Genomic DNA, 21,700 nt, shown 5'->3' with positions numbered 1-21,700 from the left:
GTACATGATTCAATCACAAAATAGTCAGCGAACTATCACAACTCCCACTGGCAGGATCTCTTGACTGGCTTGGCAACAAGCTTTAAACACTGGAATACGACATGGCGCGCTTTTTTAAGCCCGAAAAAAATAAAAAGGTTGAGCAAAAGCATCAGCTGATAACCATTAAACGCTTAGACCATCATGGCGATGGCGTTGGCTTTTTGGATAAAAAACCGGTGTTTGTCCCAGGTACCTTGCCGGAAGAGCAAGCCTTGGTACAGCTGACCGAACAAAAACGGCAATATGCGCGCGGCCAATTAATTAAACTCGATAGCCACGCCACACAACGTGTTGAGCCAGGGTGCCCGGTTTATCAGCAGTGCGGTGGTTGCAGCTTGCAGCATCTAAGCCATGAAGGGCAGGTTACGCATAAACAGCAAACGTTGAATGAGCTGATGCAAAAATTTGCTGGGGAAGAGGCAACACTCTCGGCACCTATTACAGATAGGCCATGGCAATATCGGCGTCGTGCACGCATCAGTCTTCAGGTTGATAAAAAGGGGGCATTGGCAATGGGGTTTCGTGCTCGCCAACGCAGTGCGATTATCAATGTTAGCCATTGTCCGGTCCTGAGTGAGTCATTGAATACTTTGCTTGCGCACTTGCGTCCGTGTTTGGATGGCCTGCGTGGTCGACGTATTTTGGGTCATCTTGATCTGATTGAGGCTGACAACACCACGGTAGTGTCGTTGCGTACCACCAAGGTATTGCACAGTGATGACCGTCAAGCATTGTGCCACTGGGCAGAAACTCAAGGCTGCACCTTTTATCTTCATCAAGGCGATGGCGCACCTGAACGTCTTATCGGCGCCGCGCCAGATTACCAAGTGGCGGGATGTCGCCTTGCGTTTCAACCGAATGACTTTATTCAGGTCAACCCGACGGTCAATCAGGACATGGTGTCACAGGCACTGGATTGGTTAGCACTAGAGAAAGAAGATCGTGTCTTGGATCTCTTTTGTGGATTGGGTAACTTTAGTGTCCCCGCTGCCAAACTGGTTGGGCACGTTGTCGGGGTGGAAGGCGTGCAAGCCATGGTGAATCAGGCGGCAGATAATGCGAAGATAAATGGTTGTGATAACACCGGTTTTTATCAAGCTGATTTAAATAGCGACGCGTTAGAAGGAGAGTGGACCCATCTCGATTTTACCAAAATCTTACTCGATCCGGCACGCGCAGGGGCTGCGGGTGTTATAGACTTTGTGGCACAATCGAGGGCTTCACATATTGTTTATGTGTCCTGTAATCCTGCCACCCTGGCGCGCGATGCCCGCGTGCTGCTTGATAATGGTTATGCACTTGTCAAATTAGGGATGCTGGATATGTTTCCACAAACAGGACACATGGAATCGATGGCCTTGTTTAAGCCGGTGACGAACAAGCGGGCATAAGCGTTTAGTGGCTTGTCGTTATCGACATGCCTCTCTTGTCAGTAAGAGAGTTAAGGATAGGAACAGTTATGGTTGCGGTACGAGAAGCCCACCTACACGAAGATGAAACATTTGAGCTTAACACCTGGGTTAAGCGACTCGGGCAAGACGCATCGACGACACAAGCCTTGTTAGACGGCTACCAATATTGTCGAGCATTGAGTGACGATGAATCAGCACTCAGCCAGCCTTTGTGGCGAGGCCGAGAGATGATCGAAATCCTCGTGACATTAAGCATGGATGCCGACACCTTGCTGGCCGCGCTATTATTTCCGATGGTCGACGCCGAACTGGTCACCCTGGAGACACTGGCGGACGACTATTCGATGTCGATAGTCAACCTGATTCGCGGTGTGCAGCAGACCGCTGCGATTCGGCATTTAAATACCCAAGCCGACGATGAGGCCACGTCCTCGCAAGTTGATAATGTGCGCCGTATGTTGCTCTCTATGGTGGAAGACTTTCGTTGCGTGGTGATTAAACTCGCCGAGCGTATTTGCCATTTACGTGAAGTGAAAGATGCGCCAGAGTCTGTGCGTCAGCAAGCAGCGAAAGAGAGCGCTAACATTTATGCGCCTTTGGCTAACCGATTGGGAATTGGTCAGCTAAAGTGGGAGCTTGAAGATTACGCGTTCCGTTACCAACATGCGCAAACCTATAAACAAATCGCCAAGCAGCTGGCCGAGCGACGCATTGACCGTGAAAACTATATCAGTGCCTTTGTCGAAGGGCTCCAGCAGGAAATGGAAGCGTCGCATATTAATGCACAGGTATATGGACGCCCGAAGCATATTTATAGTATCTGGCGCAAAATGCAGAAGAAAAATCTGGAGTTTGATGAGTTGTTTGATGTGCGCGCTGTGCGCATCATTGCGGATCAACTTCAGGATTGTTACGCCGCATTAGGTGCCGTCCATACCCAGTTCCGTCATCTACCCAAAGAATTTGATGATTATGTCGCCAACCCCAAGCCGAACGGTTATCAGTCAATTCACACTGTGGTGTTGGGGCCGGAAGGCAAGCCCGTTGAGATTCAAATTCGCACCAAACAAATGCACGATGATGCAGAGCTAGGTGTAGCGGCCCATTGGAAATATAAAGAAGGCTCAGCCAGTGGCCGCAGTGGCTACGATGAAAAAATCACCTGGCTGCGTAAGCTATTGGCATGGCAAGAAGAAATGTCTGATTCTGGCGAAATGCTTGATGAGTTGCGTAGCCAAGTGTTCGACGATCGGGTGTATGCGTTCACCCCGCGCGGCGATGTCGTCGACTTACCTATAGGGGCAACGCCACTTGATTTTGCCTACCACATCCATTCAGAAGTGGGTCATCGTTGCATTGGTGCCAAAGTAGAAGGGCGAATTGTTCCGTTCACCTATCACCTACAAATGGGCGACCAGGTTGAAATCATCACGCAAAAAGAGCCTAACCCGTCGCGAGATTGGCTCAATCCCAGCCATGGATTTGTTAACTCAAGTCGTGCGCGCGCCAAAATAAATGCTTGGTTCCGCAAGCAAGACAAAGACAAGAACATTGCTGCCGGTAAAGAAATCTTGGATACCGAGCTACAAAAAATTGGCGGCATCAGTAAAGATGCCAATTTGGCGCTAAAACGCTTTAACGTTAACACGCTGGACGAGCTTTATGCCGGCGTGGGCAGTGGTGATTTGCGCATTAATCAGGTAGTGAACCATATTAATGGCCTGATTAATAAACCGAGCCTGGAAGAAGAAGAGCAGCAGTTGTTAGAAAAACTGCAGCAAAGCGAACAAAAACCGAGCACCGGCAAAGCCCACCGCGATGCCGTGGTTGTCGAAGGTGTTGATAACCTGATGACGCATCTCGCGCGCTGCTGCCAGCCGTTGCCGGGTGATGACATTAAAGGATTTGTTACCCAAGGGCGTGGTATTTCGGTCCATCGTGCAGATTGCGAACAGCTCAATGAGCTTAGCCATCATGCACCGGAGCGGATTATCGCCACGGTGTGGGGGAAAGGCCATATTGGTCAATACCATGTACGCATTCGCCTTTCGGCAAATGAACGAACCGGGCTGGTCAAAGATATCAATAACGTGCTAAGCAATGAGAAAGCACGGGTAGCCGGGATGCAAAGCCGAGTTGATTATAAAAAGCAAATGTCGATCATGGACTTTGATCTCGAAATCTCTGATTTAGATACCTTAAGCCGCGTTGTAAACCGGCTTGAACAAGTGAAAGACGTGGTCGAAGCGAAACGCCTCCGCTAATACATTCGCCCTGTTTCGACAGGGCGTTTTTTTCATGAAGGAACCTTCTTATGGCGTCAATTGACAACTTACTGACGATCATGGCGACCTTACGCGACCCTAATCATGGTTGTGACTGGGACAAGGCACAAACCTTTGCCTCTATCGTGCCTCATACTTTAGAAGAGGCGTACGAAGTGGCTGACGCCATCGAGCGTGAAAACTGGTCGGACCTAAAAGACGAGTTGGGCGACCTTCTTTTTCAAATTGTGTTCTACAGTCAATTAGGGCGCGAACAACATCGATTTGATTTTGACGATGTCGTCAGTGCAGTGTGCGATAAGCTCACGCGTCGTCACCCTCACGTATTCGGTCCTAAAGATGCGGACGGGAAGCCATTAAGCTCGCCTGATTGGGAAGGTATTAAGGCGCAAGAGCGCGCAGAGAAAATGCCCTCAACCCAATCCTGCAGTCTATTAGATGGCGTGACTCAGGGGTTGCCCGCGTTAACTCGCGCCCACAAGCTACAAAAACGATGTGCAAGGGCAGGGTTTGATTGGCCAACCGTGGCGCCGGTTATCGAGAAGGTGCGAGAAGAGCTGGAAGAGGTCGAACATGAATTGGCACAGACACCGGTTGACGCAAGCCGTGTGGAAGACGAAGTTGGTGATCTTTTGTTTGCTGTCGTCAATGTCGCGCGCCACCTAGGCACGGATGCTGAGCAGGCGTTGCGCGCAGCCAATCAGAAATTTGAACGTCGCTTTCGTGGCGTTGAAAATCAATTACGTGATAATGGAAAAAATATTCAACAATGTCAGCTGGATGAACTAGAATCGGCGTGGCAAGCGGTTAAAAAAGACGGGTAAGGCAATATCCTGTAATTGGCATAATTGATTTGTGACAATTAAAAACACCAGGGTGTGTGGTAGCTTTCACATTGTGGGAGTCAGTGGGGTCTGGTATCATAATATCCCGTCCAGAACTTCATTTATTTCCTCTAAATCCAACTCTCAGGTTTAGCATGACGACGAACTACATTTTTGTTACGGGCGGTGTTGTATCCTCCCTCGGTAAGGGTATTGCTGCAGCCTCATTAGCAGCCATTCTTGAAGCGCGTGGCCTTAACGTCACCATCATGAAACTCGACCCTTATATTAACGTGGATCCAGGGACAATGAGCCCTACCCAGCACGGAGAAGTATTCGTCACGGAAGACGGCGCAGAGACCGACCTTGATCTCGGTCACTATGAGCGCTTCATTCGCACTAAAATGACCAAGCGTAATAACTTTACCTCTGGCCGTGTTTATGCGGATGTACTGCGCAAAGAGCGCCGTGGAGACTACCTGGGGGCGACGATTCAGGTGATCCCACATATTACCAACTCGATCAAAGATCGCATCGTCGCAGGCGGTGAAGGTCACGATATTGTGATCGTCGAGATCGGCGGAACGGTCGGTGATATTGAATCATTACCATTTTTGGAAGCGATTCGTCAGTTGACGGTAGACGTGGGCCGCGAACATGCCATGTTCATGCATCTGACATTAGTGCCTTACTTGGCTGCGGCAGGCGAAGTAAAAACCAAGCCGACCCAGCACTCAGTAAAAGAGCTTCTGTCGATTGGTATTCAGCCGGATGTGCTGGTATGCCGTAGTGAGCGCCCAATTCCTGCCAATGAACGCGCTAAGATTGCGCTGTTCTGTAATGTGGCGGAAAAAGCGGTGATCACCATGAAAGACGTCGACTCTATTTACAAGATCCCATCGTTGATCCGTTCGCAAGGGTTGGACGATTTGGTGTGCAAGCGCTTTGGCATTGAAGCCGTAGAAGCTGACTTGTCTGAATGGGAGCAAGTGAGCTACGAAGAAGCCAACCCAATGGGTGAAGTCACCATTGGTATGGTCGGTAAGTACATTGAATTGCCGGATGCGTACAAGTCCGTCAATGAAGCGTTAAAACACGGTGGGTTGAAAAATCGCCTGACCGTCAACATCAAGTACGTGGATTCACAAGATCTTGAAACCCGCGGCAGTGAAATGCTGAAGGACTTGGACGCGATTCTCGTCCCTGGTGGATTTGGTGACCGCGGCATTGAAGGTAAGATCCTTGCGGCACAATATGCACGTGAAAACAATGTGCCGTATCTGGGTATTTGTCTTGGTATGCAGGTGGCGTTGATTGAATACGCACGTAATGTCGCCGGCATGGAAGGCGCTAACTCGACTGAGTTTAGCCAAGCAAGCCCTTATCCTGTCGTTGGCCTGATCACTGAGTGGGTCGATGAAGAAGGCAAAGTGGAAGAGCGTAGCGAGACGTCAGACCTTGGTGGCACCATGCGCCTAGGCGCGCAGCTTTGCCACTTAGCTGAAGGTTCGAAAGCGCATCAGCTCTACGGCAATACCCAAATCCATGAGCGCCATCGCCACCGTTATGAAGTGAATAATCTGCTACGTCCTAAGCTAGAAAAAGCAGGATTGTCAGTTTCTGGTCTGTCTGCCGATAAAAAGCTGGTAGAGATCATTGAAAACCCAGCACATCCTTGGTTCGTGGCGTGCCAGTTCCACCCGGAATTCACTTCAACGCCGCGTGATGGCCATCCACTGTTTGCTGGATTTGTTGCTGCGGCAGGCAAAAAACAGCGTGGTGAGCTATAAACGACATTCGAGCGGTAGCCCAGAAGGCGGCCGCTCTTTATTTTTAAAAACAATGACAGACGAGAGGAATCACAATGTCTAAGATCGTTAAAGTTCTAGGTCGTGAAATTATTGATTCACGCGGTAACCCTACCGTTGAAGCGGAAGTTCACCTAGAAGGTGGTTTCGTTGGTATGGCAGCAGCTCCTTCTGGTGCATCTACGGGTTCTCGCGAAGCACTAGAACTGCGTGACGGTGATAAGTCACGTTTCATGGGTAAAGGCGTACTGAAAGCGATTGAAGCTGTGAATGGCCCAATCGCAGAAGCATTGCTGGGTAAAGACGCTAAAGCGCAAGCGGATATCGACCAAGTGATGATCGATCTCGACGGTACCGAGAACAAATCTCAGTTCGGTGCTAACGCTATCCTCGCGGTTTCTTTGGCGAACGCCAAAGCAGCGGCAGCGGCAAAAGGCATGCCTTTGTTCGAGCATATCGCTGAGCTAAACGGTACTGCGGGTCAGTTCTCTATGCCTCTGCCAATGATGAATATCCTGAATGGTGGTGAGCACGCGGATAACAACGTTGATATCCAAGAGTTCATGATCCAGCCAGTCGGTGCTAAGACGCTAAAAGAAGCGCTGCGCATCGGTGCAGAAGTATTCCACAACCTTGCCAAAGTACTGAAAGCCAAAGGCCTAAGCACTGCTGTTGGTGACGAAGGTGGTTTTGCGCCTAACCTAGAGTCAAACGCAGCAGCACTCGCCGCGATTAAAGAAGCGGTTGAGCAAGCAGGCTACGAGCTGGGTAAAGACATTACTTTAGCAATGGACTGTGCAGCGTCTGAGTTCTATGACAAAGAGCAAGGCATCTACAACATGAAAGGTGAAGGTAAAACCTTCTCTTCAGAAGAGTTTAACCACTATCTTGCTAAGCTGGCTGAAGAGTACCCAATCGTGTCTATCGAAGACGGCCTCGACGAGTCTGATTGGGACGGCTTTAAGCACCAAACCGAACTGCTGGGTGACAAGCTTCAGCTGGTTGGTGATGACTTGTTTGTGACTAACACTAAGATCCTGAAAGAAGGCATCGACAAAGGTGTGGCGAACTCTATCTTGATCAAATTCAACCAGATCGGTTCATTGACTGAGACGCTGGCTGCAATCAAGATGGCGAAAGACGCTGGTTACACGGCGGTTATCTCTCACCGTTCAGGCGAAACTGAAGACGCAACCATCGCTGACTTAGCGGTGGGTACTGCAGCAGGCCAAATCAAAACCGGTTCGATGAGCCGTTCAGATCGCGTTGCTAAGTACAACCAGCTTATCCGCATCGAAGATGCGCTGGGTGAAAAAGCACCGTTTAACGGTCTAAAAGAAGTGAAAGGCCAATAATCGGCACTTAGACACTTTTATTAGAAAAGCCGCGCCGTTTAACGGCGCGGCTTTTTTCGTTTAGGAAAACCATGACACCAGCGACCTGATCCGCTAGCCTATGCGACTAGAATTCTATTGTGCAAATACGTCGAGCCGATATAGGAAGGAGTACAGGTATGAGGCTGCTATCGGTTGCGCTGTTTCTCACGCTTGTTTGGCTACAATACGATTTATGGTTAGGCAAAAATGGCGTGACAGATTACTGGCAAATTGAAGCCAATGTCGCCGTGCAGCAGCAGGCCAATCAAAAACTCGTGACGCGTAATCAACAAATGTACGCGGAGATTGCGGATTTAAAACGCGGTCAAGAAGCGATTGAAGAGCGCGCACGTAACGAGCTTGGCATGATCAAACCCGACGAAACATTTTTCCGATTGGTCGATACAAGACAATAACCGATTACCGCCTGCAGGCGGTACTAACAAAGAAGATAACTTGTGGTCGAACAAACCTCTTTGCAGCCTGGCGCTTTGCGGTCGGGTATCAGTGCCGTGGTCCCTGCCGCCGGGGTGGGACGGCGAATGCAGGCTCACTGTCCTAAACAATACCTTACTTTAGCAGGCAAAACGCTGCTTCAACATACCGTTGAGCGCTTGCTGGCACACCCTGCGATTAGTTCGGTGGTGATTGCGATTAGCGCTAACGACGGTTACTTTGCGCAAACTGGCCTTGGTGAGCATGCCGATGTGCAGGTTGTGACCGGGGGGCTAACTCGCGCAACCTCTGTACAAGCTGGATTAGCAGCGGTGACAACTCAGTGGGTCATGGTGCATGATGCGGCACGACCGTGTGTGACGCATGCAGACATTGATGCGCTGATCGCGCACGCGCAATCTCATCAAGACGGAGCCTTATTGGCGGCGCCAGTGAGAGACACGATGAAGCGCGCGAATGACGATGGACAAGTGGCACATACGGTTGAGCGCGAAGCGCTTTGGCATGCCCTGACGCCACAAATGTTTTTAACTCAAACACTAAAACGCGCACTGGAAATAGCCGGTGATCAGGTCACCGATGAAGCTTCCGCGATTGAAGCGATCGGCGGACATCCGATTTTGGTGCCTGCGAGTGCTAGCAATATTAAGGTCACCCATCCAGAGGATCAGTGGCTTGCAGCGTTTTACCTTTCACAACAAGAAGGCCAAGCATGATGCGAATTGGACACGGCTTTGACGTGCATAAATTTGGGGGCGATGGCCCGGTTATTATCGGTGGGGTGGCAGTGCCTTATGAGCAAGGACTGATCGCGCATTCAGACGGTGATGTTGCCCTCCATGCGTTATGTGATGCTTTACTGGGCGCGATTGCCGCCGGCGATATTGGCCAGCATTATCCAGATACCTGTGAAGAATGGGCTGGGGCCGATAGCCAGATGTTACTGCGAGACGTTTACACCAAAGTACGAGCGAAAGGCTATCAGCTCGGGAATGCGGATATCACCATTATTGCCCAAGCACCTAAAATGGGCCCGCATATTCAAGCGATGCGTGCGGCGATCGCAAAAGACTTGTGCGTGGAAACGGGCGCGGTCAACGTCAAAGCGACGACGTCAGAGCGTCTTGGTTTTACTGGCCGTAAAGAAGGCATCGCGTGCGAAGCCGTTGTCTTATTGAATAAAGAGGCTCTATGACAGACTTACTGGCACCTTTAGCGTACTCACATGGTCAGCCGACACAGTCCGGGACCTTAAAAGCCTCTCCAGACGATTTTATTGTCTCAGAATCCCTCGGTTTTACGCCATCTGGTCAAGGCGAGCACTTTTTAGTCCGAATTAAAAAGCGGGGTGAAAACACGCAATACGTGGCTAACGAGCTGGCAAAAGCCTGTGGTGTTACCTCGCGCCAAGTCAGCTGGGCCGGTTTAAAAGATCGCCATGCGGTAACAGAGCAATGGTTCAGCGTTCACCTGCCAGGAAAAGATGATCCGGATTTAGCGGCGTTTGTCGAGACCCATCCGGGTGTTGTCAGTCTCGAGGGCACCGCACGGCATCAACATAAACTACGTCCGGGTGATTTGATTGGTAATCAGTTTACGCTCTGTATTCGTCAGCTTACCGATCCGCAAGCATTGCTCCCTCGTCTTGAAGCCATTGCTAAAGAGGGCGTCCCTAATTATTTTGGCGCTCAGCGATTTGGTCGCGAGGGCAACAATGTGACGATAGCTCGTGCTTGGGGGCGTGGAGAGCGCAAAGTCCGGGATAAGAGTAAACGTAGTTTTTATCTCTCAGCTGCGCGTGCGTTGTTGTTTAATCAAGTGGTTTCTGCGCGATTAAAGGCTGGCTTGTTTGACCAGACACTGGCTGGTGATTTATGTATGGACGAGGAAAAACAAACGTATACGGTCGAGGCCGGTCTTCAAAAACCAACCATTACTGCACCGATGACGGGTGATAATGCTTTACCGACCACCGCTGACGCCGAGCAGTTTGAGTTAAATGTGGTAGAACAAGAGCCAGATTTATTGGCGGTGATTCGCGATAATCGCATGCGTCATGACCGTCGCCTAATACGTTTACTGCCTCGGGCCATGACGTGGTCGCACGATACTGATACCTTAACCGTCAGTTTCTTTTTACCTGCGGGGGCATTTGCGACAGCAGTGATGAGAGAAGTTGTGATTGCAAATGAACAAGGAGAGCGTGATGCGCATATTGATTAGTAACGATGACGGCTACCATGCGCAAGGGATCCAAACATTGACCGAGGTGTTATCGAGTATTGCTGATGTCGTAGTCGCCGCGCCGGATCGTAACTGCTCAGGGGCCTCCAACTCGTTAACGTTGGAAAATCCATTACGGGTACGTGAACTGGGTCCCCAACGTTATGCGGTTCAAGGCACCCCGACGGATTCGGTCCATTTAGCCCTGCGGGAGCTGTTGCCGTGGGAGCCCGATTTTGTGATTACAGGGATCAATCAGGGGGCGAATTTGGGTGATGACGTACTGTACTCGGGGACGGTCGCTGCGGCAACAGAAGGCTTTTTCCTCGGCGCGCCAGCAATCGCAGTCTCACTTTGTGGTCATCAACACTTTGACACTGCGGCACATGTGGTGAAACAGTTTTTAGCGAAAAACCAGCGTCATGAGGCGCCGAACCATCGTTTGATCAATATTAATGTGCCGGATGTGCCTCTTGACCGTCTTGCGGGTTGGAAAGTGACCCGTCTTGGCGCCCGCCACCACGCAGAAGATGTGATAAAACAAGGCGATCCGCGAGGTAAACCGATATACTGGATTGGCGCGCCGGGTAAAACACAAGACGCAGGACCAGGAACCGACTTCCACGCGATTTCTGAGCAGTTTGTCTCTATCACACCACTGCAAGTGGATTTAACCGCTCATGATACGCTAGGTGTGTTTTCGCAATGGCTGACTGAGTAATCCCCTCGCGTGCCATACTGGGCTAGCCGCAATGAGGCGGCAGCCTTATTTATCGATTCAAACTCAGTGATAAAGGAAGCAGACGTTGAGTCAAGCGCAATCACTTATTCAATTTTTGCAACAACAAGGTGTGACAAACACTGACGTTTTAGATGCCATGCAAGCCGTGCCCAGACATTTATTTGTCTCTGAAGCCATGACCCACCAGGCCTACGGAAACAATGCGTTACCGATTGGTTGGGGACAAACCATTTCACAACCTTATATTGTGGCTAAGATGACATCGCTACTCAATTTGCAACGAGATAGTCGCATTTTGGAAATTGGCACTGGGTCCGGTTATCAAACCGCCATCCTCGCGAACTTGGTCGATCATGTTTATTCTGTCGAACGGATTAAACAATTACAAATGCTGGCCAAACGGCGCCTTAAACAGCTGGATATTTATAACGTTTCCACCAAGCATGGAGATGGTTGGCAAGGTTGGCCGAGTAAAGGACCGTATGATGCTATTATGGTCACCGCGGCAGCCGCCAACATTCCGGAGGCTTTGTGTGAACAACTTAATGATGGCGGTGTGATGTTGATTCCCATTGGTGATGCTGAGCAAACGCTGATGAAAGTCACGCGTGACGGAACGAGATTCGACACCGAGATGGTTGAATCGGTTAAATTTGTTCCCCTTGTTGCGGGCGAACTGGCATAAACTGCCTGAGCGATGGAGCTGTGTTTTAAAATAGATGAAAATCGCGCTTTTTCTGTCACTATTGGTTTTTTTATCTGGTTGTTCCTGGCGAGGACCGGCACCGGTATCCAGTGTGACGCCCGATTACACCAGTGTGGATAGAGGCAGCTATCGCGGTAGCTATTATGAAGTGAAAAAAGGCGACACGCTTTACTACATCGCTTACATCACGGATCGCGATATTGACGATATCATCGAGCATAATAATTTACAGCCTCCTTACACCATTTACCCCGGGCAGACACTGGCATTGTGGAAGCCTGCTTATCAGCGTCCCGATGTGGCTAAATCGCCCACTAGGGACCAATCTTCCTCATCTTCTTCTGCTGCCGAGGTCGTCGCCAATGGCGCTTCTGTGGCCGCTGCCACAAAAGCCACTGCAAGTGCTGCGTCGGTAGCAGCATCTTCTAGAAAAGGCGCCGATCCTGGCAAATTCGAGGGGAAAAAGAAGTCAAAAACCGCGACTCAACGCACAAAAGACGTTGAATCGGACCCTTCAGCGGGGTACAGTCAAGTAAAAGAGAAAAGTAAGAAAGTTGTTAATAAGCGGACCGCTAGCGTATCTAACCAACAGATTACCTGGCAATGGCCAGCAAAAGGCCGAATGGTGTCCCGATTTTCTAGTACAGAGCGAGGCAATAAGGGCATAGATATTGCTGGGCAACGAGGACAACGTATTCAGGCAGCGGCAGATGGAAAAGTCGTTTACGCCGGAAGCGCGCTTCGAGGTTACGGTAAATTAATAATAGTGAAACACAATGATGATTATCTGAGTGCGTACGCGCACAACGATTCGTTTTATGTTTCAGAAGGCCAAGCTGTCACGAAGGGGCAAAAAATAGCTTCAATGGGCAGTTCTGGTGCAAACAGTGTTCGGTTGCATTTTGAAATTCGCTACAAAGGAAAATCGGTCAATCCGTTGCATTATCTGCCAAAGCGTTAGCACAGGGGCAAAACCAAAGTGATAACGCTGCAGCCACCGATGTGACGGGGCCGGTTAAAGCAGAAACACATTCTGCTTTGCTGCTACGTCATAAGGGAGGCGCTATGAGCCAAACAAATACCGCAAAAAAACTGGACGGCTTGAATCAAGACGTGGAATTGGACACCGTTGAGGCGCAAGCCCCAGAGGTGGCCGAAGAAGTCGAAGAGGCTGTTCAGCAACAAGCAGCCACGTCCAAAGCCTCTGATGCCACCCAACTTTACCTAAGTGAAATCGGCTTCTCACCACTTCTTACTGCCGAAGAAGAGGTGCTTTACGCACGTCGAGCGTTACGGGGTGATGAGGTTGCCCGTAAACGTATGATTGAGAGTAACTTGCGATTGGTGGTTAAAATTTCGCGTCGTTACTCGAATCGGGGGCTAGCGTTATTGGATCTGGTTGAAGAAGGGAACCTTGGCCTGATCCGTGCCGTAGAAAAGTTTGACCCAGAGCGCGGCTTCCGTTTTTCAACCTATGCAACCTGGTGGATTCGCCAAACCATTGAGCGTGCCATTATGAACCAGACGCGTACCATTCGTCTGCCTATTCATGTCGTCAAAGAGTTGAATGTGTATCTGCGTACTGCCCGTGAATTAGCGCAAAAGCTAGATCATGAGCCGACAGCGGAAGATATTGCCGCGCAGCTTGATAAGCCGGTTGAAGATGTAAATCGTATGCTCCGCCTTAATGAACGTATTGGCTCTGTGGATAATCCGATTGGTGGTGACTCAGAAAAAGCGCTGTTGGATATCATCCCTGACGAAAAGCAGGATGGCCCTGAATACACCACGCAAGACGATGATATGAAGAAATCGATTGTGCAATGGCTACAGGAGCTGAATCCGAAGCAACGCGAAGTGTTGTCGCGCCGGTTTGGTCTTCTGGGGCATGAAGCCTCTACGCTGGAAGATGTTGGGCGTGAAATTGGCCTAACCCGTGAGCGGGTTCGTCAAATTCAAGTGGAAGGCCTACGTCGTTTACGCGACATGCTGACCCATCAAGGGCTAAGTATTGAGTCGCTCTTTAATGTCGAACAATAGACAATACTACCCAAATCATAGAGCAACATTAAAACGGGACAGCAAAGGCTGTCCCGTTTTTTGTTGTGCGGTCATCGATGCTTTGGTGATGATTAACGCGCGATAATCAATGCGAATGGCTTCACTTAGCGTGATTAACGTGATTGCTGCAATGCTTTAAGGGCATAAAGCGCATCTAAGGCCTGACGCGGGGTCATTTCATCTGGATTGAGTGCATCAATTGCATGATCTAATTCACTGGGCTCGGGGAGCAAAGGCAATTGCGTCGGTATTATTTTACCGACCGACTGTTCGGTATTTGCCGTGTGCTGGCCGCTTTGCTCAAGTTGGGCCAGCTTATGTTTGGCGCGGCGAATGACGGGTTTGGGAACCCCGGCCAGGCTTGCGACTGCTAAACCATAAGATTTACTGGCTGCTCCCTCTTGTACCGCGTGCATAAAGGCGATTTCATCGCCATGCTCCATCGCATCTAGATGAACGTTGACCAAGCCTTCCATTTGTCCTGGCAGTTCGGTGAGCTCAAAGTAATGTGTGGCAAATAGGGTCATGGCATGGATTTTTTCTGCCAGCCACTCGGCACTGGCCCATGCTAAGGACAAGCCATCATAAGTACTGGTGCCGCGTCCAATTTCATCCATTAACACCAAGCTGTTGGCCGTGGCATTGTGAAGAATGTTCGCGGTTTCTGTCATCTCTACCATAAATGTCGAACGCCCTGAGGCAAGGTCATCGGACGCGCCAATACGGGTAAAGATACGATCAATAGGTCCAATGGAGGTGTGCTCGGCGGGCACATAGGCACCGATATGACTTAGCAAGGTGATCAAGGCTGTTTGACGCATATAGGTGGATTTACCCCCCATATTCGGACCGGTAATGATCAGCATGCGGCGTTCAGGATTTAATGTGATCGGGTTGGGGATAAACGGATCCGTCATGACCTGCTCAACCACCGGGTGTCGACCCGCTTCGATATCGATCCCCGGTTGTTCGGTCAATGTTGGGCGATGATAGTTGAGGCTATCAGCACGCTCCGCGAGGTTACACAATACATCTAACGCGGATAACGCCTCTGATGCTTGCTGTAATCGCGCCAAATGTGGCAGTAACTGATCAAACAATTCGTCCCATAAGCGTTTTTCGAGCGCCAACGCATTAGACCGAGAGCTTAATACTTTGTCTTCATGCTCTTTTAATTCTGGGATGATGTAGCGCTCGGCATTTTTAAGCGTTTGACGGCGAATATAGTGCGCAGGTACCCGATCACTTTGCGCGCGGCTGATTTGAATATAAAAACCATGCACCTGGTTATAACCCACTTTCAGCGTGTCGATGCCATATTGCTCGCGCTCGCGGGTTTCTAGTTCTTCTAAGTAACGTGATGCGCCTTCGGACAAGTCGCGCCACTCATCCAGTTCCGCGCTGTACCCTGGCGCAATCACGCCGCCATCACGGATCACTACCGGTGGATTGTCGACGACGGCCCGCGTGAGTAGATCGTGTAACTCCGGCATCGGAGTGGTGGCTTTTTGGTGATCGGAGAAGGCACTGTGGTCAAGCTCGGTGAGCAATGTTTGCACCTCAGGTAGCTGCGCCAATGCAGTACGTAGCCTTGCCATATCACGCGGGCGCGCTGAACGCATGGCCAAGCGAGCAAGGACACGTTCAATGTCTCCCACCGGCTTGAGAGCGTCGCTAAGATCCGTGTACAAGCTATTGTCTAGCAGGGTGCCAATGGCATCTAAGCGCTGATTGAGCACTTGGCGATCGCGCAAGGGTTGATGTAACCAGCGTTTGAGTAAACGGCTGCCCATCGGTGTCGTGGTTTGGTCTAGCACCTCGGCCAGCGTGTTATCGGTGCCACCGGCGAGATTTTGGGTGATTTCTAAGTTACGTCGTGTTGCAGCATCAAGCACGACAGAGCTATCTTGCTGATCTTTAACAATGGCACGAATGTGAGGCAGTGCAGTACGCTGCGTTTCTTTAGCATATTGTAAAACACAGCCTGCCGCGCTTAGCCCAAGAGAGCAGTCCTCGACGCCAAAGCCAACTAAATCGCGCGTACCAAACTGGCCGGTCAATTGGCTGCGTGCCGTGTCTAAATCAAACTCCCATATTGGACGGCGTCTTGCACCGCGGCTCACCGATAAGAGATCGGGGTAGGGGAAGTCCTCTGGATACAAGAGTTCGACAGGCTGAGTACGCTGCAATTCCGCCTGCATCTGCTCATAGGTTGTCGGCTCAGTCAGAACGAATCGCCCAGAGGTGATATCTAAGGTTGCAAAGCCAAACTGGTCGTTATCGCACGTCAATGCGGCCACTAGGTTGTCGACGCGTTCACTCAGCAATGCCTCATCAGAGACGGTACCCGGTGTCACGATGCGTACCACCTGGCGCTCAACGGGGCCTTTACTGGTGGCAGGATCACCAATTTGCTCGCAAATGGCAACGGGTTCACCCAATTGCACCAACTTGGCTAAATAGCCCTCCACGGCATGATAGGGCACGCCTGCCATGGGGATCGGTTCACCGCCTGAACTGCCGCGTTTGGTCAACGAAATATCTAATAATTGAGAGGCGCGTTTGGCATCGTCGTAAAAGAGTTCGTAAAAATCTCCCATACGATAAAAGAGCAGCTCTTCAGGATGCTGCGCTTTAAGTTTGAGATACTGTTGCATCATGGGAGTGTGCTTTTCGAGCGCTTGTACTGTCACGACTAGACCTGCAAAATGGAACGTTAAGGGCGTTAGAATACGTGATCGGACCGCAAGGGGTAAAGTTGTGGTGCAGGTTTCTCAACCCAATAAAAAGGAGTGCGCAGTGGACCCTTTATTCTCATTGGCAAAGCGTTTGGGTGATGCCCTATTGGATACAGAATTAACCGTGACTACCGCGGAGTCATGCACCGGCGGTGGTATTGCCTATTGCCTGACCGATGTGCCAGGCAGCTCGCAGTGGTTTCAGCAGGCATGGGTTACCTATAGCAACACCGCAAAGCAAGCATTAGTTCATGTCCCCACGGATTTACTGGCCCAGTATGGCGCAGTGAGCGAGCCTGTGGTCAGCGCGATGGCGGAAGGTGCATTGGCCGAGGCTAACGCAGGATTAGCGATTGCGGTCAGTGGTGTTGCAGGACCGAGTGGTGGTAGCGATGATAAACCGATCGGTACTGTTTGGTTTGCTTGGGCATGGCACAATGGTGAAACGGATAGTGAAGTATGTCATTTTGATGGTGATCGGCGCGCCGTGCGTGAACAAACCATTGAACATGCACTCTCATTTGCGCTACAGCGATTGTCGCCATAATCGGAGGCGTGTCGCATCCGATAGATTTTTTCTAAACAGGGCTAGACACTGTATAAATGGACAGTATACTTAGCCCCATTAATGATAGCTTTTATCTCATAGAGATAGCGTTTTATTTCCTGGAGACCGAAATGGACGATAACAAAGAAAAGGCGCTCGCAGCCGCACTCGGGCAAATCGAAAAGCAATTTGGCAAAGGCTCAATCATGCGTCTGGGTGATGACCGTACCATGGACATCGAAACCGTATCGACCGGCTCTTTGTCTCTGGATATTGCGCTAGGCGCCGGTGGCCTACCATTTGGTCGTATCATCGAGATCTATGGACCTGAGTCATCAGGTAAAACGACATTGACCCTAGAAGCCATCGCTGAAGCGCAAAAAAAGGGCAAGACTTGTGCGTTTATTGACGCGGAACACGCACTCGACCCAATCTATGCGCGCAAGCTGGGTGTCGATATTGATAACCTGTTGGTGTCTCAGCCCGATACTGGCGAACAAGCTTTGGAAATTGCTGATGCGCTGACGCGTTCCGGGGCCGTTGATATGATTGTTATCGATTCGGTCGCAGCCTTGACGCCAAAAGCTGAGATTGAAGGCGAAATGGGCGACTCCCACATGGGTCTGCAAGCGCGTATGCTGTCACAAGCGATGCGTAAGCTGACCGCCAACATCAAAAACAGCAATACCATGATGGTCTTTATCAACCAAATTCGGATGAAGATTGGTGTGATGTTTGGTAACCCAGAAACGACCACAGGCGGTAATGCATTGAAGTTCTATGCATCGGTCCGTTTAGATATTCGCCGCATTGGTGCGATTAAAGAAGGCGATGAAGTGGTGGGTAACGAAACCCGCGTCAAAGTGGTAAAAAACAAAGTCGCCGCACCGTTTAAACAAGCAGAGTTCCAAATCCTTTATGGTCAGGGCATTAACTTGCAGGGCGAGCTGGTGGATCTGGGTGTGAAACATAAACTGGTAGAAAAAGCCGGAGCTTGGTACAGCTACAAAGGCGATAAAATTGGCCAAGGTAAAGCCAATGCATGTAAATACCTGAAAGAAAACCCCCATATTGCTGAAGAAATTGACACCACCTTGCGTGAGATGTTGCTGCAGCCAGGCCTGAACAACGAAGCTGTAGACGCCAACGTTGAGGCAGATACTGAGGACGAGAAGCTGTAATGGCGGCATCGTGCCAAGAAATAGCGGTGGGCCTGTTGGCTCGCCGCGATCACTCTGTCCACGAGCTAACACAAAAATTGTCTCAACGCGGATTTGATGACGACGCAATTACCCTCACTATTAATGACTGCTTAGAACGAGGCTGGTTAGATGACGCGCGCTTTGCTACCAGCCTGTTGCGTCAGGGAATAAACAAACATCATGGCTGGTTGCGTATCTGCCAAGATGCGAAACGTAAAGGCGTTGATATTGAGCTACTCGCCCGCGCAGAGCAAGACGCTGAAGTGGATTGGTACCTACTCGCCAAAGAAACAGCGATACGTAAGTATGCTGACCTAGATGGCCGTCTTCCTCCTGTTGAGCACAAGGTGAAAGCGAAACGCATGCGTTTTTTACAATCGCGCGGTTTTAACTTTGATCAAATCCAATACGCGCTGAATGACGACGATATCGACCCGCATTTCTAAACCAATCCTACTCTGTCTCTTTTCCCCACGCGATCGGTTGTTTACAATGGCGTAAACAATACGATGCTCCCATCGCGTCATTACCATAACCGGTTGCTAACGCAATATTCGATTATCAGGATTAGCCAATGTATATGAGCACTGATGAGATCCGTACAGCGTTTCTCAAGTTCTTTGAAAGCAAAGGGCACCAGATTGTGCCTAGCTCATCGCTCGTCCCTGCCGACGACCCAACACTGTTGTTCACTAATGCAGGCATGAACCAATTTAAGGACACCTTCTTAGGGGCCGAGAAGCGAGACTACACACGTGCGACCTCAGCACAACGTTGTGTGCGCGCCGGCGGTAAACATAACGACCTTGAAAATGTAGGCTTTACCGCTCGTCATCACACCTTTTTTGAAATGCTCGGTAACTTTAGTTTTGGTGACTACTTCAAAAAAGACGCGATTGCTTATGCGTGGGCGTTTTTGACCGAGACGATCGGTTTGCCAAAAGAAAAACTGTTGGTGACCATTTACCACACTGATGACGAAGCGTTTGATCTTTGGCATAACACCATCGGTGTACCGGCGGATCGCATTGTGCGTATCGGCGATAAAGAAGGCGGAAAGCCGTATGAGTCAGACAACTTCTGGCAAATGGGGGATACCGGACCTTGTGGGCCTTGCAGTGAAATTTTCTACGACCACGGTGAGCATATCTGGGGAGGACCTCCAGGTACGCCTGAAGAAGACGGTGATCGCTTCATTGAGATCTGGAACATCGTTTTCATGCAGTTCAATCGACAAGCTGATGGCACCATGGAGAACCTCCCTAAACCGTCAGTTGATACGGGAATGGGGATTGAGCGTATCGCCGCGATTAAGCAAGGCGTGCACTCCAACTATGAAATTGATGTTTTCCAGCAATTAATTAAGCAAGTGGCTGACATCATCGGAGTTGAAGACCTGACCAATCAGTCTTTGCGTGTGGTCGCTGATCATATCCGATCTTGTGCGTATTTGATTGTCGATGGTGTGATGCCTTCTAACGAAGGGCGCGGCTACGTGTTACGTCGAATTATTCGTCGTGCGGTGCGTCATGGTAATAAGTTAGGCAGCAAAGACACCTTCTTCTACAAGTTGGTGGGGCCGTTGGCCACCATCATGGGCACGGCCGGCGAAGATCTGCGTGCGCAGCAAACCATGGTTGAAAAAGTCCTAAAAATTGAAGAAGACAACTTTAGTCGTACTCTTGAACGCGGCATGTTAATGCTAGAAGAAGCGTTAGATAAAGTGGATGGCGATGAGTTGGATGGCGAGACCGTCTTCAAGCTTTACGATACCTACGGCTTTCCAGCGGACTTAACCAACGATGTCGCACGTGAGCGCGGTTACCGCATTGATGAAGCCGGTTTTGAAGCGGCGATGGACGCTCAGCGTCAACGCGCGCGTGAAGCCGGTCAATTTGGCACCGATTATAACCAAACGATTAAAGTCGACCACGGCTCTGATTTCTGCGGTTACACAGGCACAGAGGCGAAAGGTCAGATTACTGAGATTTTCGTGGAGGGTGAATCGGTCGACCATCTGGCATCGGGCGATCACGCGGTGGTTATCCTCGACCACACCCCTTTCTATGCCGAAGCCGGTGGTCAGTGTGGCGATACAGGCATCATTGATACCGACCAAGGGCGTTTCACGGTAACGGATACCCAGAAGATCGGGCAGGCGATTGCTCATTATGGTGCTTTATCCGACGGACAGTTAAGTGTTGGCGCGCAGGCAACCGCGCAAGTCGATGCCAAGCGTCGTCATGCGGTGGCCATGAACCACTCAGCCACGCACCTGTTACATGCAGCGCTCCGTGACGTGCTCGGCGATCACATTGCGCAAAAAGGGTCCTTGGTGCGCGCTGATGGTTTGCGCTTTGATTTTTCTCACTTAGAGCCTGTGACTGCCGATGAGCTAAAAGCGGTAGAGCGTATCGTTAATGAGCAAATTCGCGCTAACAATGCAGTACAAACGGAAGTCATGGATATCGACGCTGCGAAACAAAAAGGCGCGATGGCATTGTTTGGTGAGAAATACGACGACGAAGTGCGCGTATTGAGTATGGGCGACTTCTCCATCGAGCTTTGCGGTGGCACGCATGCCAATCGTACCGGCGACATTGGTATGTTCAAAATCGTTTCAGAGGCAGGTATTGCAGCTGGAGTTCGTCGTATCGAGGCTATTACAGGTCAAGCGGCGATAGATAATGTGTACCAGACCCAAGCCGACTACGAGGCCAAATTGGATGAAGTGCATAGCAAAGCTAAAGGGTTGGAGAAGCAAATCCAACAACTGAAGCAAAAGCTCGCAGCACAAGAAAGCGCTGGATTGATTAATCAAGTGCGCGAAATCAATGGCACTAAGGTACTGGTCAGCCAACTCGATGGGGCAGATAACAAGGCACTGCGTAGTATGGTTGATGATCTCAAAAACCAAATGGGGAGCGGGATTGTGCTTCTTGGCAATGTCGCCAACGATAAAGTAGGCTTGATTGCGGGTGTGACCAAAGATCTCACCGGTACAGTGAAAGCGGGTGAGCTGGTCAATGTTGTCGCGCAACAAGTCGGTGGTAAAGGCGGTGGTCGCCCTGATATGGCGCAAGCGGGTGGTAGCGATGTAAGCGCATTACCCAGCGCGTTAGCCGCTGTCGATGCTTGGCTTGCCGAACGGTTATAATTCGCTAAAAAGCATTTAAGAAAAGTCAAGAAGGTCGCCATGCGCGGCCTTTTTTTGTGATCTAGATTAATAATTGCACTTTTTTTTTGATTCTGTATAGTGCAACGCCTTAGGCGATGTG

Annotated in this window: 18 protein-coding genes; 17 read left to right on the top strand and 1 reads right to left on the bottom strand. The window is 50.2% G+C overall.

The features are described from left to right. Positions 1-101 precede the first annotated feature (101 nt). From rlmD to rpoS, 13 genes are all read left to right on the top strand, one after another. Entirely contained in the window at positions 102-1,433 is a 1,332-nt protein-coding gene (gene rlmD / locus BZG78_RS00280; RefSeq protein WP_077660068.1) for a 23S rRNA (uracil(1939)-C(5))-methyltransferase RlmD, read from the top strand. Between the two features lie 68 nt (positions 1,434-1,501). After that, the gene (relA, locus tag BZG78_RS00275; RefSeq protein ID WP_021022092.1) at positions 1,502-3,718 is read left to right on the top strand and encodes a GTP diphosphokinase; all 2,217 of its coding nucleotides are present in this window, start codon (positions 1,502-1,504) and stop codon (positions 3,716-3,718) included. A gap of 50 nt (positions 3,719-3,768) precedes the next feature. Beyond that, complete coding sequence (mazG, locus tag BZG78_RS00270; protein ID WP_077660067.1) at positions 3,769-4,563, top strand: nucleoside triphosphate pyrophosphohydrolase; 795 nt, start codon at positions 3,769-3,771, stop codon at positions 4,561-4,563. A 155-nt stretch (positions 4,564-4,718) separates the two neighbouring features. Continuing rightward, complete coding sequence (locus BZG78_RS00265) at positions 4,719-6,353, top strand: CTP synthase (protein ID WP_077660066.1); 1,635 nt, start codon at positions 4,719-4,721, stop codon at positions 6,351-6,353. A 74-nt stretch (positions 6,354-6,427) separates the two neighbouring features. After that, positions 6,428-7,726, top strand: coding sequence for a phosphopyruvate hydratase (gene eno / locus BZG78_RS00260; protein ID WP_077459783.1), 1,299 nt, complete (start codon positions 6,428-6,430; stop codon positions 7,724-7,726). Between the two features lie 158 nt (positions 7,727-7,884). Next, entirely contained in the window at positions 7,885-8,163 is a 279-nt protein-coding gene (gene ftsB, locus BZG78_RS00255) for a cell division protein FtsB (protein WP_021022088.1), read from the top strand. Positions 8,164-8,205: 42 nt separating this feature from the next. After that, positions 8,206-8,919, top strand: a complete 714-nt coding sequence (ispD, locus tag BZG78_RS00250; RefSeq protein WP_274533585.1) for a 2-C-methyl-D-erythritol 4-phosphate cytidylyltransferase — start codon at positions 8,206-8,208, stop codon at positions 8,917-8,919. Next, complete coding sequence (ispF, locus tag BZG78_RS00245; RefSeq protein ID WP_077660065.1) at positions 8,919-9,398, top strand: 2-C-methyl-D-erythritol 2,4-cyclodiphosphate synthase; 480 nt, start codon at positions 8,919-8,921, stop codon at positions 9,396-9,398. The genes ispD and ispF overlap by 1 nt, the downstream gene beginning before the upstream one ends. After that, the gene (gene truD, locus BZG78_RS00240) at positions 9,395-10,426 is read left to right on the top strand and encodes a tRNA pseudouridine(13) synthase TruD (RefSeq protein ID WP_077660064.1); all 1,032 of its coding nucleotides are present in this window, start codon (positions 9,395-9,397) and stop codon (positions 10,424-10,426) included. The genes ispF and truD overlap by 4 nt, the downstream gene beginning before the upstream one ends. Then, positions 10,410-11,147 carry a 5'/3'-nucleotidase SurE gene (gene surE / locus BZG78_RS00235; protein WP_077660063.1) on the top strand — a complete coding sequence of 246 codons (738 nt, stop codon included), beginning with the start codon at positions 10,410-10,412 and terminating at the stop codon, positions 11,145-11,147. The genes truD and surE overlap by 17 nt, the downstream gene beginning before the upstream one ends. 85 nt (positions 11,148-11,232) lie before the next feature. After that, on the top strand, positions 11,233-11,853 hold the full coding sequence (locus BZG78_RS00230; protein WP_077459779.1) for a protein-L-isoaspartate(D-aspartate) O-methyltransferase: 621 nt from the start codon (positions 11,233-11,235) through the stop codon (positions 11,851-11,853). A 34-nt stretch (positions 11,854-11,887) separates the two neighbouring features. After that, complete coding sequence (locus tag BZG78_RS00225) at positions 11,888-12,835, top strand: peptidoglycan DD-metalloendopeptidase family protein (RefSeq protein WP_077660062.1); 948 nt, start codon at positions 11,888-11,890, stop codon at positions 12,833-12,835. A gap of 104 nt (positions 12,836-12,939) precedes the next feature. Further along, the gene (gene rpoS, locus BZG78_RS00220; protein WP_077660061.1) at positions 12,940-13,914 is read left to right on the top strand and encodes an RNA polymerase sigma factor RpoS; all 975 of its coding nucleotides are present in this window, start codon (positions 12,940-12,942) and stop codon (positions 13,912-13,914) included. Between the two features lie 134 nt (positions 13,915-14,048). Here the strand turns inward: rpoS and mutS are convergent, their stop codons facing one another. Continuing rightward, a complete protein-coding gene (gene mutS / locus BZG78_RS00215; protein WP_077660060.1) occupies positions 14,049-16,628 on the bottom strand; it encodes a DNA mismatch repair protein MutS in 2,580 nt (859 codons plus the stop codon). Between the two features lie 106 nt (positions 16,629-16,734). On the opposite strand from mutS, the gene BZG78_RS00210 reads away from it, so the two are divergent. From BZG78_RS00210 to alaS, 4 genes are all read left to right on the top strand, one after another. Beyond that, complete coding sequence (locus tag BZG78_RS00210) at positions 16,735-17,220, top strand: CinA family protein (RefSeq protein ID WP_021022082.1); 486 nt, start codon at positions 16,735-16,737, stop codon at positions 17,218-17,220. A gap of 131 nt (positions 17,221-17,351) precedes the next feature. Then, positions 17,352-18,401: a recombinase RecA gene (gene recA / locus BZG78_RS00205; RefSeq protein ID WP_021022081.1), complete on the top strand. Its 1,050-nt coding sequence runs from the start codon at positions 17,352-17,354 to the stop codon at positions 18,399-18,401. Then, positions 18,401-18,868, top strand: a complete 468-nt coding sequence (locus BZG78_RS00200; RefSeq protein ID WP_242412966.1) for a regulatory protein RecX — start codon at positions 18,401-18,403, stop codon at positions 18,866-18,868. Before recA ends, BZG78_RS00200 begins: the two co-directional genes overlap by 1 nt. Positions 18,869-18,996: 128 nt before the next feature. Continuing rightward, positions 18,997-21,579 carry an alanine--tRNA ligase gene (gene alaS / locus BZG78_RS00195; RefSeq protein ID WP_077660059.1) on the top strand — a complete coding sequence of 861 codons (2,583 nt, stop codon included), beginning with the start codon at positions 18,997-18,999 and terminating at the stop codon, positions 21,577-21,579. Positions 21,580-21,700: the final 121 nt, after the last annotated feature.

It is taken from the genome of Salinivibrio sp. MA351 (assembly GCF_001996065.1).
In the GTDB taxonomy this organism is placed as follows: domain Bacteria; phylum Pseudomonadota; class Gammaproteobacteria; order Enterobacterales; family Vibrionaceae; genus Salinivibrio; species Salinivibrio costicola.
This window is presented reverse-complemented; position numbering and strand designations above follow the sequence as displayed.